The sequence below is a fragment of the Sphingobacteriaceae bacterium genome (assembly GCA_002319075.1).
In the GTDB taxonomy this organism is placed as follows: domain Bacteria; phylum Bacteroidota; class Bacteroidia; order B-17B0; family Aurantibacillaceae; genus Aurantibacillus.
The window spans coordinates 4398496-4416783 of sequence record NVQB01000001.1 but is presented as its reverse complement, the minus strand read 5'-3'; the positions used below and the strand labels follow the sequence as shown (position 1 = coordinate 4416783).

Below are 18288 nucleotides of genomic sequence, written 5' to 3'. Positions count from 1 at the left end.
AGGACTAACGCTTTATGCTGTAGTGAATTTTAGATGACCTATCACTTCGTTTGATAGTGAATGATTAGTGTTTGCCCTGCCACCGCTTGCTGCGTTTCAGATAGGTTATTCCATTTACGAATGTCTTCTTCGCTCACTTTTAAAAAAGTAGCAAGATTTTTTAAGGGTTCATCTATCTTCACCACATAACTGATAGATTTTTTTACTGTGCCTGTTGTGTCAGTATCTGCAACCTGAAGCGTTGCAACGGGATCTGAGGCATAATGCACTACTTGCCCCTCTTCAGCTAAAAGATCCTTTAAATACCCTGAGTAGTCGGCCTCCAGGTTTTTTGGAATGCTGATTTCGTAAACTTTTTTTGCAGGATTATTTAACTGATCTCCCAAAAGCCAGGGATTATACAAACGAATTACTCCTGCTGTTACTCCCTGCGATTTAGCAAAAGCGGATAAACTGCTGATAGTAGAATCCACTTTTAAAACACGCACCGGAATTTTTGGGTAATAAGTCCATTTCTTTTTCTTAATTCCAAAATGACCCGGACTCGAGAACAATGTTTTGTAGGCAAGAATACGGTACACAAAACTTCCTGTTTCACGGTTTAGCAAAAGATCGTGGTAATTATCCGTTTTTTGTTTCGCCATAGCACTTTGAATTCCACCAATACCACGGTTATAGGCTGCCGCAGAAAGCGTCCAGTTTTTAAAAACCGCGTAAGCATCTTTAATATGTCCGCATGCCGCATGAGTAGCCTTTTCAACGTGGTAGCGTTCATCTACTTCTGAGTTCACTTCGAGGCCATAATTGCGGGCAGAATTTGGTACTAGTTGCCAGAAGCCTGCTGCACCTGCCGGCGAGGCTGCATTAGACAAATGACTTTCTATCACGCAGAGGTATTTAAAATCATCAGGCACGCCTTCTTTTTTTAAAATTGGTTCTATATAGGGAAACCAGCGTTGTGCCTTTTGAAAAAGCGCGAGGGAATTATTTTTCCAATAAGCGCTATTAAAAAACTCTTTCTCCAGGTCCTTCTTGATATCAAAATCGTTGGAAGGAATTTTTTCGCCACAAAATTGTAAATCTGGTGGAATATTAAGGTCGAAAACATAAAAATTATTATTTGTGTAGGAAACAGAATTGGGAAGCGGTGGAAGGATATACGCTTTCAGAAAAAAGTAAAAAACAACAAAAGCAAAAAGCAGCACGAAAGGACGTGTGAAGTTGTTCCTGAATAAGGTATGCCTGAGCTTCATACTTGTTAATTTCATATCACCATTAAGGAGAAATTAGTTATACGAAGACCCAGCTATTTCGTTGCATCCAATAGCTACTGGAACGGAAACGGATCAGGTCTTCCTTTTAAGGACAGTGACAAGGTACAAAGAAATAAATACCGACAAAATGTAGAAAATTGAAATAAAAAACAGGATATATGAAAAATGGATTACCAATAAATACGCAAATAGAATTCCGACACCGCCGAGACCAAAAAATAAGATCGCGATTTTTTTCTCTGTAAGTCCTCTAAAAAACAAATGATGTGTCGTATGATCTTTACCTCCTATAAAAGGAGATCTTCCTTCTTTTAACCGGTTTATAACTACAGTAATAGTATCTGTAAGGGGCAATAAAAAAACCAGTAAAACTATAACAATGTTAGCAAGCGGAAAGCCGTTAAGCGAAGGAGAGGTTGGATTATTCCAGCAATTATCTATTCCCATTACAGCGAGAAACAAACCCAGGAACTGACTTCCCGTATCTCCCATAAACATTTTAGAGGGGTGGAAATTAAAAATTAAAAATCCACACAAGGCCCCCAGAACTCCCAGATTAAGAGTGGTGGCGTAACTGCTGGTTTTAAAAAGCGAAACATTTACCCCTACCATAAAAAAACAAGCCAGGATCGACACCAGACAGCTAATGCCATCCATATTATCCAGCATGTTTATGGAGTTCATTAAACCCACTACCCAAATAATGGTAACCAGGTGATTTAAGAACTGATTCTGAAAAATAATAATACTGTGTCCCGAAAAAATAATAATAAGCGCACAAAAAATCTGCGTCAGAAATTTTAATAAGGGTTGGGTATTAAAAGCATCGTCAGCAAGTCCCATAAGGAAAGCAAGCGTAGCCGCCATAAGAATACCGATGATCTGGATATTAAAACCCGCATTTTGGTGAGGCAGAATAATGGTAAAAATAAAAGCAAAAAGAAAAACCACATAAAACGAGATCCCGCCCAATGAAGGTTTAGAATCAGGATTCCAGCGCACCTGTTGTTGTATTTCGCGGTTGCGCATGCCCAGTGTTTGTGCAAAGCGCAGCAAAATATAATTGATGAGCAATGAAAAAACAAAGCACACCATAAAAATAGTGGTAAGTATAAAATGGAAACTTAAATTCATTAATTTTTTTTTAATACTGTTTGTTTGGGTAACAAAGTATCTATGCGAATAAACTTACAAAATCTTTAATGCGTTTTCCCAGCATATCTTTTTCAGACAACAGCGGATCACTGATAGGCCATTCAATACCGATATCCGGATCGTTCCATAAGAGACTATATTCAGAAGCCTTATCGTAAAAATTCGTGCATTTGTAGGAAAATATGGTATCATTTTCAAGTGTAGCGAATCCGTGTGCAAAACCTGCAGGAATGTACATCATGGTTTTATTTTTCTCATTAAGCTCAATGCCAAACCATTGACCGTAGGTTGGAGAACTTTTGCGAATATCCACCGCAACATCATACACAGAACCTTTGATTACACGCACAAGTTTACCCTGAGCCCATGGATTATTTTGAAAGTGAAGTCCGCGTAAAACACCTTTTTGTGACAGGGATTGATTGTCCTGCACAAAATTTAAATCCAGTCCCGCTGCTTTAAATAGTTTTGCATTATAACTTTCATAAAAATACCCACGCTCATCTTCAAACACTTTAGGTTGAAGAACCACTACACCTTTTAATTTTGTTTCAATAACTTCCATTATTTTTTCTTCTTGGTTCTGTTTTTAAATTTTTCGTCGTCGCTATAATACCCGCTGCCGTAGCCGTAGCCGTAACCGTAGCCATATCCGTAATTGTAACTGTAAATTTTGCGGCTTACATCCACATCGTTTAATACCACTGATAAATTTTTAACCTGCGACTCGTTTTTAAGCCTGTCGAGAATCTGCGTAAATAACTTACGCGAATATCCGGCCCTAAAAACATAAATGGGGTAATCAGCCCTTTGAATCGTAGCAATACCATCTGTCACCAATCCAATAGGGGCGTTATCTATAACTATGTAATCAAATTTTGTTCTTAAATAGTCGAGCACCTCATCCAGCTTGCTGCTCAAAATTAACTCAGAAGGGTTTGGAGGCGAAGGACCGGCCGTGATAAATTTCAGATTATCCATGGGGCTATTCATAAAACAATCTTCCACCGCAGTAATTCCGGTTAAAATAGTGCTCATTCCAATATTGTTATTTACTCCAAAACCCTTGTGGATTTTAGGTTTACGCATATCCAGGTCAATGATAACAACTTTTTTACCGGTAAAAGCCAATACTCCGGCAATATTAATGGCGACAAACGTTTTACCTTCGCCGCTGATAGTAGAGGTTATGGAAACAATTTTCGTTCCTTCCTTTGCAGAAATAAATCCAAGATTTGTTCTTACCGTTCTGAAGGCCTCGCTGATTAATGCTTTAGGATTTTTATCCACGATGAGCTGAGACACCGGGATGTCATTTTCGTATTTCGGAATAATGCCCAGTAAAGAAACATTTCCGCTTGAATGTTTTGTAATATCGGCAAGAGAGTAAATTTTATCGTGAAAAATATAGCGGATAAATACAAGACCCATAGAAAATAAAAGAGACACTAAAAAGGCTATTACGACCGCGTTCCGTTGACTCGGGGAAACCTGTGTACCAAGGCCAAGAGCCTTTTCGAGTATAATATTTTTAGAAACGTAACCTGCATTTGAAATACGGAACTCCGTTTTCTTTTCCAGTAACATAGTATAATATTTTTCGCTGATGGAATACAAACGTGTAAGACGCGAGAACTCCACTTCGTCTTCGGGACTCTGAGTTAACCTGTTCTTATAACTGGAAGACTTTTCGAGCAGGCTTTTGTATTTACTTTTGTATTTTAAACGCACCCCATCGAGACTTTCCAGTAACAATTTTCTCTGGTTCTCTAACTGGTAATTAACCTGTTTAATATTCTCAGAATTTGGAGTTACCGCGTAAAGCAAATTTTCTTTTTCACTCAAGAGCTTTTGAATATTCTGGGTAACATCTTTGATAACACTTTCATATTCCGTTCCTGACATGAGCGAAATAAGCTGGTAAATATCGATGTTTTTGTTTTTGGCAATGTTCGCCTGAATCTCTGTGATGAGCGTCTCTTCCATTTGCGCCTGAAGCATTTGATCTTCAATGGTGGAATAGCGCATTAATTCTGTGGTAATGATCTTATCTTTTTCGCTGATATTCTTGTCCTTCTTAAATTTCTGAAGATCACCTTCGGTATCTTTCAAAGCATCGTAAACATTGCCTAACTGACTATCGATAAAAGAAATAATATTACGCGAACTTTCACTCTTACGTTCAACGTCAAATGCCAGGTACTCTTCTGTAATAGCATTTACTATATCGGACGACTTTGCCGCATTGACATCTTTTACACGAATTAAAATTGTTTTAGCCAGTTCATTTAAAAGTTTTAATTCTACTTTGGCCTGCAGTTGGGCTGTAACGGCATCCACATCATGAACAATAAAATAAAACCCTTTATTATCTTTTACAATTTCGTTGATCACTGACGCCTGGATATTCGGGTTCAGGTAGATATTTATGTCAAAGTCAGCAGTCTTAAGCCATGAATTTAAAGCGAAATTTAATTTTTGAGTGCCAATTTTCAGCACACCACCTGTAAGCTGCTTATTAAGTTCAACTTTAATCTGACTGCCGTAAACGGTTCCTTTCTTAGCGTTGATTTTTATAAGGTAGGGCGAGGAATCATAAAGCTCGTTATTTTTAAAAACACCCTCACTGTAATAGTTTACGCTTATGTCAAGTTTTTCTACTACACGTTTTAAAAACACTTTAGAGCGAATTTGTTCGATAGCTTCGGCAAGTACATTACCGTTGTTACTTAAACTATTCAATTTTAAAATGTCGTCAGCCTGATTGGCATCATTGATCTGAATTATAGCCCGCGATTCATAAATGGGTTGGCTATAGCGCAGGTAAAGAAAGGCAAGAGAGAAGGAAATAACAAAAAACAGAACAATGTAAATTCTGCTTTTCATGAACAGAAAAGCAATTACGCCGATATCAAAACCGGAGTTAAACTTTTCGGTAATGTCCTTTAGCTGGTTATTGGCCGATTCTACCTGTGGGTTAAACATGGTGAGGGACTAGCGTGAAAACTGGTAAATAATTATGAATGCAGTGAGCAAAGTTATTACAGGAGCAACTTCTTTTGAAAAAGTAGCCAAAGGTTTGTAACGCGGTTCTACATAAATGATATCTCCCGCCTGCACTATACTTTGTCCTGCCAGAATGCCATCTACGTGTGAAAGATCCATCAGGTATACCTGTGGTTTTTGTAATGGGTCGGGGTTATTGCGAATAAGCTTTACTTTGTAGGCTTTACCATCGTCAACAATACCACCCGCGCTGGCAATAGCCTCCATAACCGTTGTGTTATTATTTACTATAGGTAAAACTTTTGCAAGACCGCCGTTACCCGGAAACACAATAACCCTGCGGTTATTCACCTTAAGAAACACAAAAGGCTCAACATAGTAATCAGCGTATTTTTCCTGCAGTAATTTCTCAGCTTCTTTTATGGTAAGTCCTGCAATTTTTATTCTTCCAAGACCCGGCATTTTCACTGAGTCTGTACTCTCAACGATCACTTCAATGTCGTTTCTGAAAATATTATTTGATTCCGAAGCCAGGTTAATCAATTTGAATCCGTTGTTTGGATACAGGCGAAACAAAATAACATCGTTTTTTGCTATTCTATAGTCCAGTCGGCTAAGTGAATCCACGAGTTTATCGTAAGTAAAATCTTTAGGCGTTTTAAGCATGAGATTTGGTCTGAAAACCTTACAGGATGATAAAATAAGGATGGAAAACAGGAAAATTGTTATATACCGCATAATTGTGGACAAATATATGTTTTTTTTAGTGTTTACGAGCTAAAAAACGTTTCCAGGCCCCGTTAAGATGGATATTCGATGCGAGCATGGTAAATGTTCATTAAGCGTTTTTTGAATATTTTTTTAATGGTCGTAATATCTTTAAAGGTAATATCTGAATTGATAAATTGATTGTTGGCGATCTTGTAGTCAATAATATTGTCTACCAAATCATTGATCGTAACAGCATCGTGTTTTTTTAAACTGCGGGAGGCTGCCTCTACTCCGTCTGCAATCATTAGTACGGCCGTTTCTTTGCTGAAAGGAATGGGGCCTGGATAACGGAACTGGCTTTCTGCAATTTTAGAGTCGTGCCCTTGTTTTCGGAAAAGATGGAGGAAATAGCGTACCGATGTGGTACCGTGGTGCGTGCGTATAAAATCGATTATCTGCTCGGGTAATTTATACTTTTTAGCAAGTTCAACCCCAATTATAACGTGGTTAATAATGATCTTAGCACTATCAATAGGGTCAATCTCCTGGTGCGGACTAAAACCATCTGGTTGATTTTCTGTAAAAAAATAAGGATTTTCGAGTTTACCAATATCGTGGTACATGGCCCCGGTTCTTACAAGTAAAGAGTTTCCACCGATATAATAGATAGCTTCTTCGGCAAGGTTGGCTACTTGTAAACTATGCTGAAACGTTCCCGGAACTTCTTTGGAGAGCTTCCGTAACAAGGGATGATTAAGATCACTTAATTCTAAAAGTTTAAAGTCTGAAATAAAACCAAAGAACTTTTCAGTGAGGTAAATTAAAGGGTAAGCCAGCAAAACCAGCATAGAACTGATGAGGAAAGGGACATAAGAACTCAGTTTAGTAACGGTTTGTATGGTACCGTAACTCAACTGATAGGTGATGAAAATAAAAACGTAAAATAAAAATACAATAATGGCAGCATTCAAAATCTGCTGCCTCCTCCGCATTTCAGCTACCACAAACAAAGTGCCAATGCCGGGAATGAGTTCGAGTAAAATAAATTCAAGTCTGTCTGCCATAAAAAAACAACAGAGCAAAAGAATCATCAGGTAGGTAAACAAAGCTGTTCGTCCATCAAAAAACACCCGTACCAGAATTGGCACCAATGCAAAAGGTAAGGCAAGCATCATCAATCCGTAACGGTGAAAAAAGAAAATCCCGAAAACGGAAAAAAGCATCAATAAAAAAAGAAAAGAGACCTGTTTATTCTGTCCAAATATTGCTTTTCTGAAAAAGGCCAGAAATACCAGCAGAACCATGCAAAGAATGAAGGTAAGGCCCCATTTACCCAAAAACTTTATTAACGAAAAGGCTGCATTCTGATTTTGAGAATTAAAATACCGGTTAATCAAAAAGCGCTTGTTATTGGTAAGAGGCTCTGCTTGCTTTACAAGAACCTGCCCCTGCTTTACAACATTTTTGTAAAGTGAAATTTGTTCAAGTTTTGCGTTTAGAAAAAGATTGGTTTTTTCTTTGTTTAGAAAATAAGTAACGGTAAGAAAATCCAGGTAATTTTTATCGGGCAATTCAGAACTCAGGTTGCGGCTCAAAAACTCAACAGCGGTTTGAATGGTAAAGAAATCGTAATACATCGCCGACTCTGCATAACTTCCGCTGGAAATAAAAATACTTTTTTTCTTTGAGTCTTCGTCCAGGCTCTCAATAACTCCGCGCCTGTAAATACTGTCAAATAAAGGTCTTAGAAGTCGGTAGGCTTTCGGATCGGTTAACTCAAGATTATCGAGTTGAGTCATTTTAAGATCGCGCTCGGCGGTGTTTGCTTCAAAAAAGAGGGGCGATTCGCGTTTGATCTGTTCTTTTTCGATCTTCAATTCAGAACCCAATTTACTGATGAGAAAATCCTGGTCCACCACCAGGTCGGCGTAGGGCCAGATAGGCGTAAATGAATCTACTTTATGTCCCTTAATTTCTTTGTTTGGAAGCATGAATGCAATCAAAAAAGAAACAAAAGCCACAATCACCATTTTAAAAACAAGATTGTGTTTTGCCTGTATATACGCTAGAATATTCACTATACAAAGAAAGAATTTTAGGGCTTAAAAAGGTTCTTGTAAAGATAGGGTTTTAAACACTGGATTCTTAATACTAAAAAGCAGGTCTTTGGCTCCAGATTCCACTGATTCGCGGATCTTTAAATGGTACCTGGCAGTAGTTTTTTGAAAGACGCAAATCTGACCAATACCGCTGGCAGATATAATTCCGGTTTGCTAACGATAAATTCCGTAAACCACAGGAACTTTGTGCATAGCGGGTTTCGGGCCTTTTTTCCATTCTGCGACTGTTTTTGAAAGCAGTAATTGTTTGGATGAAGAAATATCGCGTCCTATAAACACAAGGGTTTGCGGGGCGAGACTTTCTAAAATGGTATCCAGCATTTGTTCATTGCGGTAGGGGGTCTCAATAAAAAACTGCGCCTGGTTTTGCTTTTGGGCAAGGATCTCCAGTTCTTTGAGCCGTTTTACTTTTAATGGTTTTTCGATGGGAAGATATCCCACAAAGGCAAAATTCTGACCATTAAACCCACTGGCCATAATGCTTAAAACAATGGAGCTGGGGCCAACCAGGGGAACAACCTCAATGCCGCTTTGATGGGCGAGTTTTACAACATCAGCGCCCGGGTCGGCAATACCAGGACAACCTGCATCACTCATCAAACCCACATTCTGCCCGTTTAGCAGAGGTTTTAGCAAAGCAGAAAGATCTCCACTTTTTGTATGTTCGTTAAGTAAAAGAATTTCCGCCCCGGGAAGGTTTGGATAAGCAAAACCTTTTAAACAACGCCTTGCTGTTTTAGCATCTTCCGCAATAAACGTCTTAAGCGTTGAGATGATTTCAGAGTTGTAAGAAGGAATAAACTTATGTCCACCCTCCTCTATGATTGGCACCGGCAATAAGTATAATTTTCCTAAATGACCCATGCTGTAATATTAAATAAAATATTTTATCGTTACTTTGTATTCTATTAAACTAATAAACATGCTGGGCTTAAAACTCGAAACTGATCCTCACTGGGTAAATATAGTTGAAAAAAACATTGAAGAGATTCTTACCGATCATGCCTGGTGTGAGCAAAAAGCGGCTACCAATGCCATTTCTATCATGATCAGTTACCCCTATCACAGCGATTTGGTTGACGAACTTTTAAGTCTTGCAAAGGAAGAACTCAGCCATTTTGAAATGGTGCATCAGAAAATAAAAGACCGGGGTTATAAGCTGGGCTTCGAACGCCGCGATGAATATGTGAACGAACTTTATAAATTTATGCGCAAGGGGCATAAAAAAGAAATTGTACTTATCGACCGCCTTTTGTTTTCTGCCATGGTAGAAGCAAGGAGTTGCGAGCGTTTCAGGATTTTATCATTGCATATTAATGATTTAGACTTACGTGAATTTTATCACGAATTAATGATAAGTGAAGCAAATCACTACACTACTTTTTTGGCTTTTGCACGAAAATACGGAAACGCCATTGAAGATGTGAACGCACGCTGGCAGCAGTGGCTGGACTATGAAGCCAATGTGGTAAAAAGTTATGGGAAGAGCGAGACCATTCACGGGTAAGCGTTACTTTTGACGCAGATTTCACAGAATGAAATTCTTAAGCTGTAAAAAACGGGAAGCTTCGCTTAAATTTCGCAGATCTAAAAGGCAAACCAATTTAAATTTATCTTATTGCTTGCACCTAAAAAAATATTAATCATCCAAACCGCCTTTATTGGTGATGCCATATTGGCTTCGAGCCTGGTTGAAAAACTGCATGCTTATTTTCCGCAGGCAGCTGTGAGTATTCTGGTAAGAAAAGGCAATGAAAGTATTTATGCAGAACATCCGTTTTTACAGGAGACTTTGGTGTGGAATAAAAAAGAAGGGAAACTTAAAAACCTTTTTAAACTCTTAGGACGCATTCGCAAAAATAACTACGATACTGTAATTAATTGCCATCGCTACGGAAGCTCCGGTTTTTTGACTGCCTTCTCAGGTGCGCGTCATACCGCAGGTTACAAAGAGAATCCCTTCTCTTTCGCTTTTAACTATACAACGCGGCACGTTATAGGTGATGGTCGCCACGAAACAGAACGTTATAATGCATTGATTGAAGATTTTACTGATACAAAGATTTTCAAACCAAAACTGTATCCTTCTGCAAAAGATTACGAATTTGTAAAAACATTTCAGGAAGCAAACTATGTTTGCATGGCACCCGCTTCCGTTTGGTATACAAAACAATTACCGGTAGAAAAATGGGTTGAATTGTGTAATAAAACAGATGCTTCACAAAGCATTTATTTGCTGGGGGCTCCCGGCGATATTGCTTTGTGCGAGAACATTAAAAATAAATCTTCACATCCTGCTATAAAAATTGTTGCGGGCCAGCTTTCACTTTTGCAATCTTCAGCCTTAATGCAATCGGCAGAAATGAATTATGTAAACGACAGCGGACCTTTGCACCTGGCCTCCTCTTTGAACGCCGCCGTTACGGCATTTTTTTGCTCCACGGTTCCTGAATTCGGCTTTGGTCCTTTATCTGATAATAAAACTATTATAGAAGTAAAAGGTTTAGCTTGCAAACCTTGCGGACTTCATGGTTACAAGACTTGTCCCCTTGGTCATTTTAAATGCGGGCATGAGATGGTACTTTAACACTCCAACGAAAATCTCAGCACTTTTAAATTTTGACATATAATTTCTCTTCCCGATATTCGTTTAAAACTCTCACCACATGACTGAGAAGGAAAATTTAGAAAATGACATGCATCAGGATCCAAAAAACTGGAGACTAGGTGTTTTCTATTACAATACAAAAGATACAAGGCTCTTCGTTCCCAAGCGCCATGAAAACAAATGGAATAGTGGTTCAACAGCTAATTTCGCTCATCCTGTTACTTATCTTCTTTTTCTGCCGGTTATGCTTCTGCCTATGATCATCCTTGCAGGGTATGCAATAAAATCTTAAGTTTTTCAGGTTGCCGCAAAAATTGTATTTTTAAAAATCGTGAGGCATTTTTTTTCACGAATTAAAAAAACAAGATGGATCCTAAAACAAAACAAAATATAAACATTGGAATTATCAGCCTCTGTGTGATTGCTTTTATTCCTGTTTTTAAAGCGGACTTCGTTAATTACGATGATCCTGAATATGTTCTGAACAATCCTTACATCAAACAGTTTTCGCTTCAGAACATCATCGCTATTTTTAAAGGGAAAGCCAGTTTGCTCTACGTGCCGCTTACGCATCTCAGTTATTTACTACAAAGCCTTTTATTTGGAGAGAAGCCTTTCGCTTTTCACTTCATCAATTTGGTTTTACACATTTTAAATGCTTTGCTGCTCTTTAAAATTTTACAGGCTCTTAAAGTAAAAGATCTATTTATTACCTGTTTCATTTTACTTTTCTTTTCTATTAGTCCGCTTGTGTCTGAAAGCGTTGCCTGGATCACAGAGCGAAAGGACGTTCTTTATTGTTTGTTTTATTTCCTATCGGCTTTGCGTTTTCTTGATTTCCTTCAGTCTTCAAAAAGAAAAGATCTGGGGCTTTCTTTCCTGTTTTTTATCCTGGCTTGTTTCAGTAAACCAATGGCTGTAACGCTTCCGGCCCTCATGCTGGTTTACATTCTATTCATCTATGGAAAAGGACACAAACCTTACAGCTTAAAACTACTACCGTTTTTTTTAGCAGCAGTACTTTTTTCACTGCTAACTTTTTATAGTGTTAGCGGCGGGAAAAACCTTAACGAAAACAATTTGCATTATGGTGTGCTTGAAAAAATAGTCATTGCATTTGCTGCCATTGGTTTTTATTTCTTTAAACCCTTTATGCCCTGGAATCAGCAGGTAATTTATCTTTTTCCCTCGCCTGAACATTTGATGGAAAGCGCCGGTTTACTCCTGTACGCGGTTTCGGCAGTTGTTTTACTCGCTGTTTTTCTCTATTCTCTTTTAAAAACGCAGAATAAGGTCATTCATACGCTATTTATCTGTTGGCTAATTCTTGTAATTCCACTTTTACAATTAGACGACAACAATCATTCTTATGTAAATGAACGCTATTTTTATATTTCCATCATATTTCCTGCCGCTGTTGTGTTTGTTTGGCTGCAGCGCTTTAAACTGAATCCTGCCCAGGTTAAAAACGGCCTGATAGTGCTAACTATCTTATTTACTATCCTTACTTTTAAAAGATCTCTTGCCTGGAAAAACACCTTGACGCTCTTTACGCAGGAGCTTAAATCAGAAGCTGGAGATCCCTATGCTTTAAACAATCTCGGTTTTTACTACAACTCCTCAAACAATTTCCAAAAGGGCCGGGAGTCACTTCTTGAAGCCATGCATATTAAACCCAACGACCCTATATTTTTAAATAATTATGGCTGGTCGCTTTCAGAATTGCGCGAGCCAGACAGTGCCATGTACTTTTTCAAAAAAGCTTTGACAATTGATAAAGATTACATTCCTGCTTTGAATAACCTGGGACTGATGTATTCCAAAAAAATGAAGATAGATACTGCCGGAATACTTTTTAACCATGCTTACGCGTTAGATCCGAATAATGGTGAAACAAATTTTTACATGGGAGCTTACATGGAATATTTGGGTATGCGTCAGCAAGCCACCGGATTTTATGAAAGAGCCCGTCAATTGGGAAATAAATCAGCAATTGGAAAATAAAAAATCGAAGATGATCTTCCGTGAAAATTTTAAACCAAAAACAGATGTTCTCTAAACTCCATTTTTTTCTTCCTTTAGTTTTTCTTTTAGCCTGCGATTCGCGCGATACTACTTCTGGAGTAGTAAAAGAAGACTCTCTAAAATCAAGGGTAGATAGTATTCCAATGGCGCGCAAAGACAGCGTTAAAGTAAGTGCGCCCCTTGAAAAAGATGTGGAATACAAAAAAGAAATAGTGCGCCAGGCTAATCAAATGAATGTTTTTCTATTGAAGAAAGATTACAAATCATTCATAAAGTATGCCAATCCCGCTCTTGTAAATAAACTCGGTGGAGAAGCCGAAATGATAGTTGCCTTAAAAAATGGTTTCAAAGAAATGAAAACCGCCGGAAATTCAATAACTAAAATACTTGTTGATGAACCCAATAAAGTTCTTGCCGTTGGTAATGAACTGCAGACAACCGTTACAGAAACACTTGAAATGAAAGTTAAACGCGGATTGCTTATCACCAAATCTGTATTGATCGTAATTTCAAAGGATGCCGGCAAACACTGGTATTTTATGGATACATCTGGCAAAGATCTTAAGACGCTGCGCACAGAAATGCCCGAACTAAGTGAGGAACTGGTGATTCCCCCACCCGTTCAGGCCAAACTTTTAGAATCAACTTAGTATCCTTACTCAATTTCAATAAATTGAAACCCATTTTAAACTTTTTAATATTTCTTGTTTTTGTCGGAAAATTTCCGGCTCAGTTAAACCGACAAATTAATTCATTGCTCTCAGATAAGAAATTTCGTTTTAATGGAGTAGTTTTGATTAGTCGGGATGGAAAACAAATTTATTGTAAGGTTAAAGGCTATTCACACTTTACGGATAAAACACCTTTGAAAAAAGATCAGCAGTTTGTAATTGGCTCATTGAGCAAGCAATTTACTGCCGTTATGATTTTGCAGGAATATGAAAAAGGACACATCGATCTCTTTGCTCCTATAAGTTTATATCTTCCGGAGCTAAAACCTTCATGGGCAGACACCGTAACAGTGCACCAACTTCTTACTCACACACATGGAATTGTAGATCTCACTAATTCAACGGAATTTAAGCCCGGGACAAAATTCTCCTATTCTCAATTGGGCTACGAACTGCTGTCACAGATAATTGAAAGAATATCGGGAAAATCGTTTGCTGCTTATTCGAGCGAACTTTTTAAAAGTTGTGGTATGGGAAAAACTTTACATCCTGAATTTCTGAGCTATCCGGGTTTTACAAAAGGTTACACTTTAGATAGCAATAGTGTTTTACAGGTGGAATATAATTCCTTTCGAAATTATGCGGCCGCGGGAACTTTTATTTCTACGGCAGAGGATCTTCTGATCTGGAATAATGCGTTGTTTGCGAATAAACTTCTGAAACCTGCTACTTTAGAATTAATGGTGACTCAAAAGAAAATGGCCATCCGCAATCACCCATTATTTGGAACCACCTACTACGGCTATGGTATTACCAGGGAAGAGAAGGGAGATATTACAAGTTTTGGTTTAACAGGATTTACACCGGGATTTGTCTCACTTAATTTTTTCTTTCCCGAATCTAAAACAAGCGTCATTATTTTGCAAAACATTGTGTACAGTGATTACATGGCACTCAACTTTTTTTACCACCTCAACATTTTAATGCTTGTTGAGGAAGATCTAAAAAAACAAACTAAAAATTAAGTTTATTGCCAAAAAAAAGGATGTTGATTTCTCAACATCCTTTCTGAATTCTCGTTGCCGAAAATTATTTTCCTTTATTAACAGCAGTTGCTAAATCAGCACCAGCTTTAAATTTTACTACTTTTTTAGCAGCAATTTTAATAGCTTTTCCTGTTTGAGGATTACGTCCCATACGAGCAGCACGTTTAGCTACTGAGAAAGCGCCAAAACCTACTAAACCAACACGGTCACCTTTTTTTAGGGATTTTTCAATAGCTTCGATAGTTGCAGCTAATGCACGACCAGCGTCTGCTTTTGTCAAATTTGAGCCAGTTGCGATAGCTTCGATCAATTCTTCTTTGTTCATTTTGTTTTTTTTTAAGGTTAAACAATTTAATTCTGGCACAAACATAAGAGCATTATCTAAGCCTGTCAAGTGTCTACCCAAAAAAAAGCCCTATTTTGTTGATAACCCGGCTCTTTTTTAATAAATAATTGAATAAAAGCGGCCCGGATAGCTAATCTCAGAGATTTTTACAAGTAATGAAGCCCGGAAACGTATAGTATATGTACATTTTAGAATGACGAATGAAAACCAAAAAAGATAAAAAACAAAGAGCGCCTTTTTTAAAGCGCTCTTTATTTATGCAAGAGAATAACTAATTACTAAAATCCGAAGTTGAAACCTACGTCCAAACGGGCATTCCCATTCAGATCTGTTACACCATTCGAAGGATAAGTATCAATTAACCCTTGATAGTAGCTTGCATCAACGCTCAGCCAGATTGCTCTTACCAAACGGTAGTTAAAGCCTAAAGAAGCGCTGGCACCAAAATCTGTTTTATTAAATCCTTTGGCATCGGCAGAGTTAGTTAAGAACCCAACTGTGGGAGCAAGGGAGATCTTAGGACGAAAATCCATTTCATAAGATCTAAAAAAATAAATCGCTTTTGGAGCAAGGCGAATGTAATTGAGATCTATTGTACTTGTATAATCAGAATTCTGGAGTTTAGAACCCTCTGTAGAATAAGTTGCATCCAGGCCGAACCCAAAGTGTACATAAGGCGAATAAACTGCCGACAATCCTGCATCCCACGATGGCATAAATTTATAATTTCCATAAGGAATTAAAAAAGCGTGTCCAAAGCCACCTTTCACACCGAGCGAAAATTTCGATTCTTCGATAGGAGCCGGAGGAATGATATCGTTGTTGTTTTGCGCGAAAGATGCCAGGGATCCAGACACAAGAGCTAATAGTAAAGTTAATTTTTTCATAGTAGTTTAGTTTAATAACATTTACTTAAACTATTTACAATAACGTACCAAGCACTGTTTCCCAGTAAAAACGGGCTTTTTTAAAATTAAATGTAGATTTGCCACCACAAAATAGGGAAAGAAATTTCAAAAAATACCAACTGCTTGGCATTTTGCTTTTGCTCCTAATGTAAAATACATCTGTTATTAAATGCTTACCTTTAAACTTTCAAAGTTTATTATGAAAACTCAACACACCACCGATCCTAAGACCATTGCATTACTGGAGGCAGAAATACTGGAAGAAGTCCGTAAAACCAATCCCAAACACACGGTTCAATTTACTTATTCAGATCCTTTTGAAGTAAAAGTAACAACGTTTAATCCTTTGCTTGTTGAATTTTTCACACTGGCAACCGTTAGTAGTGAAATTTCGAAAGAAGACGCGCTTACCAAGGTTTTAAATTACATTAAGACTCACCGCGAAGAGTATCATTCCTTTACGGTGATCTGGGCGAAAAAAATTGTTGGCTCCGACGATACAAAGCCGGCGCCTTCCGTTTTCTATTGTAACAACATTCGTCAAGTACTCGATAAGTTTTTTGACGGTAAAGAAGAAGACATGTATATAATTTATGAGATTAAAATGAATCCCATTTCTTAAGCCGCTAACCTACTACTACAGAATGGCGTCTTACGGCGTCATTTTTTTTGTCTGATCATTTCTTCCAGGTCAGGCCAGGCACCCCCATTATATACCTCTTTAAATCCATGCTCCTTTAATAAAGTTACGGCTTTTACACTTCTAAGACCATGTGAACAGCAGGTTACAATCACTTTGGTTTTATCAAGAGCAATAGAATCTTCATGCAACTTGCTCAGAGGAATGTTTACAGCCCCTTCTATGTGCCCGGTTCTATATTCCCGCTCGGTTCGCACATCCAGAATAACCGTTGCTGGATTTAATTTTTGCACCAGCTTTTTCTCAAGGGTAAAATAACGGTACGTTTTGTATGTGAAATACACAGTAAGTAAAACACAGGCAATAACAGTAAGAGTCTTCATACATTTTGAATTTAGACAAATATACAAAACATACTAAATGGTATGTTATTGCGCGGTTTAAAAAGAGCGAAATCAGCACTTATTTAAAACTGGTTTGCCATGAGAATAAGCCATATCTTTAGCGGGCGAAATTCGGGGCAAGATTTTATGGAAAATTACAGTGTTATTATAGTTATTATGGCCATTATGATTGGCCTCTCTGCCCTGGCTGATAAGATAAAGATCCCTTACCCGGTACTTTTGATAGCTGCAGGCATTGGCCTGGGCTTTATTCCTTCTTTACCAAGAACTGAAATAAACCCGGAAGTTATTTTCCTGATTTTTCTTCCCCCTTTATTATACGATGCTGCCTTTAATTTATCTTTCCCGACTTTTAAAACAAATATCAGCACCATTAGCACATTGGCTATTTCCCTTGTGTTTATGACCGCCATTGGTGTTGCTGTAGCTGCCTATTATTTAATTCCCGGCATGACCTGGCCCCTTGCCTTTGTGCTGGGATCCATTCTTTCAGCCACCGATGCAGTTGCCGCCATGAGCATCACCAAAGGCCTGGGACTTTCACATTCTACAAACACTATTCTGGAGGGTGAAAGCCTGGTGAATGACGCCTCTGCGCTTGTAGCCTACCGGTTTGCTGTTGCCGCTGTTACGGGAAGCTCATTTGTTTTCTGGAAAGCTTCGCTGGAGTTTGTCATTCTTATGGCTGGAGGATTTTTGGTGGGCGTGATTATGGCCAGGCTGCTAGGATTCTTTTTGAGCAGACTGCACCATAATTTTATGGTAACCATTGGCTTAATGTTATTAATGCCTTTTGTTACCTACCTGGTTGCGGAAGAAGTGCATGTGTCGGGTGTAATTGCCGTTGTTATGCTGGGACTTATGATTTCACGCTTCAGTAAAACCATATTTCCGGAAGACCTTAAAATGCAGTCGAAAGCCATTTGGGACATTATAATTTTCCTTCTAAATGGACTTATCTTTATTTTAATCGGGCTTCAGTTTCCTTATCTTCTTAAAAGTATTCATCCTGAAGATATTCTGCGCTTTACGCTCTATGCCTTTATCATTACACTTGTGGCATTACTCTTAAGAATCATTTACGTTTTTCTTCAACGTCGTAACTTACTTAAGTCTTTTAGAGGCCAGAGAAGAAGGATAACCAAAGATGCCTTACTGGATTTTAAAAGCAGTATTATAATCAGCTGGTCGGGTATGCGTGGTATTGTGTCTTTGGCTATTGCGCTTGGTTTGCCCCAGGAGTTAGCAGACGGTTCAAAATTTCCCTTTAGAGATCCGCTTATTTTTATTTCGGTTGCCGTGGTAATTTTTACGCTGGTTGGACAGGGACTTACCCTGCCCTGGATCGTAAAAAAACTACAACAAACCAGGTAG

The 18288-nt window shown here is 38.2% G+C and carries 18 protein-coding genes; 8 read left to right on the top strand and 10 right to left on the bottom strand.

Translation table 11 applies throughout. The features are described from left to right. Positions 1 to 41 precede the first annotated feature (41 nt). From CNR22_19090 to CNR22_19060, 7 genes are all read right to left on the bottom strand, one after another. Positions 42 to 1268 (bottom strand): murein transglycosylase, encoded by a 1227-nt coding sequence (locus CNR22_19090; protein PBQ33798.1) that lies wholly within the window; start codon positions 1266 to 1268, stop codon positions 42 to 44. Positions 1269 to 1346: 78 nt separating this feature from the next. Then, positions 1347 to 2408, bottom strand: coding sequence for a hypothetical protein (locus CNR22_19085; GenBank protein ID PBQ33797.1), 1062 nt, complete (start codon positions 2406 to 2408; stop codon positions 1347 to 1349). Between the two features lie 40 nt (positions 2409 to 2448). Continuing rightward, positions 2449 to 2994 carry a dTDP-4-dehydrorhamnose 3,5-epimerase gene (rfbC, locus tag CNR22_19080; protein PBQ33796.1) on the bottom strand — a complete coding sequence of 182 codons (546 nt, stop codon included), beginning with the start codon at positions 2992 to 2994 and terminating at the stop codon, positions 2449 to 2451. Beyond that, positions 2994 to 5414, bottom strand: a complete 2421-nt coding sequence (locus CNR22_19075) for a hypothetical protein (GenBank protein PBQ33795.1) — start codon at positions 5412 to 5414, stop codon at positions 2994 to 2996. The genes rfbC and CNR22_19075 overlap by 1 nt, the downstream gene beginning before the upstream one ends. Before the next feature lie 9 nt (positions 5415 to 5423). Next, positions 5424 to 6173, bottom strand: coding sequence for a hypothetical protein (locus CNR22_19070; protein ID PBQ33794.1), 750 nt, complete (start codon positions 6171 to 6173; stop codon positions 5424 to 5426). Positions 6174 to 6235: 62 nt separating this feature from the next. Continuing rightward, entirely contained in the window at positions 6236 to 8224 is a 1989-nt protein-coding gene (locus CNR22_19065; GenBank protein PBQ33793.1) for a hypothetical protein, read from the bottom strand. A 195-nt stretch (positions 8225 to 8419) separates the two neighbouring features. Next, on the bottom strand, positions 8420 to 9130 hold the full coding sequence (locus CNR22_19060) for an SAM-dependent methyltransferase (protein ID PBQ33792.1): 711 nt from the start codon (positions 9128 to 9130) through the stop codon (positions 8420 to 8422). Between the two features lie 58 nt (positions 9131 to 9188). Between CNR22_19060 and CNR22_19055 the strand changes: the two genes are divergently transcribed. From CNR22_19055 to CNR22_19030, 6 genes are all read left to right on the top strand, one after another. Beyond that, positions 9189 to 9773 (top strand): tRNA 2-methylthio-N6-isopentenyl adenosine(37) hydroxylase MiaE, encoded by a 585-nt coding sequence (locus CNR22_19055; GenBank protein ID PBQ33791.1) that lies wholly within the window; start codon positions 9189 to 9191, stop codon positions 9771 to 9773. A gap of 111 nt (positions 9774 to 9884) precedes the next feature. Next, positions 9885 to 10853: a heptosyltransferase gene (locus CNR22_19050; GenBank protein ID PBQ33790.1), complete on the top strand. Its 969-nt coding sequence runs from the start codon at positions 9885 to 9887 to the stop codon at positions 10851 to 10853. Between the two features lie 109 nt (positions 10854 to 10962). Then, entirely contained in the window at positions 10963 to 11166 is a 204-nt protein-coding gene (locus tag CNR22_19045) for a hypothetical protein (protein ID PBQ34950.1), read from the top strand. Positions 11167 to 11240: 74 nt separating this feature from the next. Next, on the top strand, positions 11241 to 12878 hold the full coding sequence (locus CNR22_19040; GenBank protein PBQ33789.1) for a hypothetical protein: 1638 nt from the start codon (positions 11241 to 11243) through the stop codon (positions 12876 to 12878). 44 nt (positions 12879 to 12922) lie between these two features. After that, positions 12923 to 13549 carry a hypothetical protein gene (locus tag CNR22_19035; protein ID PBQ33788.1) on the top strand — a complete coding sequence of 209 codons (627 nt, stop codon included), beginning with the start codon at positions 12923 to 12925 and terminating at the stop codon, positions 13547 to 13549. Continuing rightward, positions 13540 to 14595, top strand: a complete 1056-nt coding sequence (locus CNR22_19030; GenBank protein PBQ33787.1) for a serine hydrolase — start codon at positions 13540 to 13542, stop codon at positions 14593 to 14595. Before CNR22_19035 ends, CNR22_19030 begins: the two co-directional genes overlap by 10 nt. Before the next feature lie 64 nt (positions 14596 to 14659). On the opposite strand, the gene CNR22_19025 is transcribed toward CNR22_19030, so the two are convergent. Together CNR22_19025 and CNR22_19020 are read right to left on the bottom strand one after the other, a co-directional pair. Next, the gene (locus CNR22_19025) at positions 14660 to 14941 is read right to left on the bottom strand and encodes a DNA-binding protein HU (protein PBQ34949.1); all 282 of its coding nucleotides are present in this window, start codon (positions 14939 to 14941) and stop codon (positions 14660 to 14662) included. Positions 14942 to 15240: 299 nt separating this feature from the next. After that, positions 15241 to 15849, bottom strand: a complete 609-nt coding sequence (locus CNR22_19020; protein PBQ33786.1) for a hypothetical protein — start codon at positions 15847 to 15849, stop codon at positions 15241 to 15243. Positions 15850 to 16039: 190 nt separating this feature from the next. Here CNR22_19020 and CNR22_19015 point away from each other — a divergent pair, with 190 nt between their 5' ends. Then, on the top strand, positions 16040 to 16492 hold the full coding sequence (locus CNR22_19015; protein ID PBQ33785.1) for a hypothetical protein: 453 nt from the start codon (positions 16040 to 16042) through the stop codon (positions 16490 to 16492). A gap of 38 nt (positions 16493 to 16530) precedes the next feature. Here the strand turns inward: CNR22_19015 and CNR22_19010 are convergent, their stop codons facing one another. Continuing rightward, on the bottom strand, positions 16531 to 16893 hold the full coding sequence (locus tag CNR22_19010; GenBank protein ID PBQ33784.1) for a sulfurtransferase: 363 nt from the start codon (positions 16891 to 16893) through the stop codon (positions 16531 to 16533). 147 nt (positions 16894 to 17040) lie between these two features. Between CNR22_19010 and CNR22_19005 the strand changes: the two genes are divergently transcribed. Beyond that, complete coding sequence (locus CNR22_19005; GenBank protein ID PBQ33783.1) at positions 17041 to 18288, top strand: Na+/H+ antiporter; 1248 nt, start codon at positions 17041 to 17043, stop codon at positions 18286 to 18288.

Excerpts from the sequence above, each read along its gene's own strand:
- CNR22_19090 (PBQ33798.1), bottom strand. The coding sequence starts at position 1,268 with ATGAAATTAACAAGTATGAAGCTCAGGCATACCTTATTCAGGAACAAC.
- CNR22_19085 (PBQ33797.1), bottom strand. The coding sequence starts at position 2,408 with ATGAATTTAAGTTTCCATTTTATACTTACCACTATTTTTATGGTGTGC.
- rfbC (PBQ33796.1), bottom strand. The coding sequence starts at position 2,994 with ATGGAAGTTATTGAAACAAAATTAAAAGGTGTAGTGGTTCTTCAACCT.
- CNR22_19075 (PBQ33795.1), bottom strand. The coding sequence starts at position 5,414 with ATGTTTAACCCACAGGTAGAATCGGCCAATAACCAGCTAAAGGACATT.
- CNR22_19070 (PBQ33794.1), bottom strand. The coding sequence starts at position 6,173 with ATGCGGTATATAACAATTTTCCTGTTTTCCATCCTTATTTTATCATCC.
- CNR22_19060 (PBQ33792.1), bottom strand. The coding sequence starts at position 9,130 with ATGGGTCATTTAGGAAAATTATACTTATTGCCGGTGCCAATCATAGAG.
- CNR22_19055 (PBQ33791.1), top strand. The coding sequence starts at position 9,189 with ATGCTGGGCTTAAAACTCGAAACTGATCCTCACTGGGTAAATATAGTT.
- CNR22_19045 (PBQ34950.1), top strand. The coding sequence starts at position 10,963 with ATGCATCAGGATCCAAAAAACTGGAGACTAGGTGTTTTCTATTACAAT.
- CNR22_19040 (PBQ33789.1), top strand. The coding sequence starts at position 11,241 with ATGGATCCTAAAACAAAACAAAATATAAACATTGGAATTATCAGCCTC.
- CNR22_19035 (PBQ33788.1), top strand. The coding sequence starts at position 12,923 with ATGTTCTCTAAACTCCATTTTTTTCTTCCTTTAGTTTTTCTTTTAGCC.
- CNR22_19025 (PBQ34949.1), bottom strand. The coding sequence starts at position 14,941 with ATGAACAAAGAAGAATTGATCGAAGCTATCGCAACTGGCTCAAATTTG.
- CNR22_19020 (PBQ33786.1), bottom strand. The coding sequence starts at position 15,849 with ATGAAAAAATTAACTTTACTATTAGCTCTTGTGTCTGGATCCCTGGCA.
- CNR22_19015 (PBQ33785.1), top strand. The coding sequence starts at position 16,040 with ATGCTTACCTTTAAACTTTCAAAGTTTATTATGAAAACTCAACACACC.
- CNR22_19010 (PBQ33784.1), bottom strand. The coding sequence starts at position 16,893 with ATGAAGACTCTTACTGTTATTGCCTGTGTTTTACTTACTGTGTATTTC.
- CNR22_19005 (PBQ33783.1), top strand. The coding sequence starts at position 17,041 with ATGGAAAATTACAGTGTTATTATAGTTATTATGGCCATTATGATTGGC.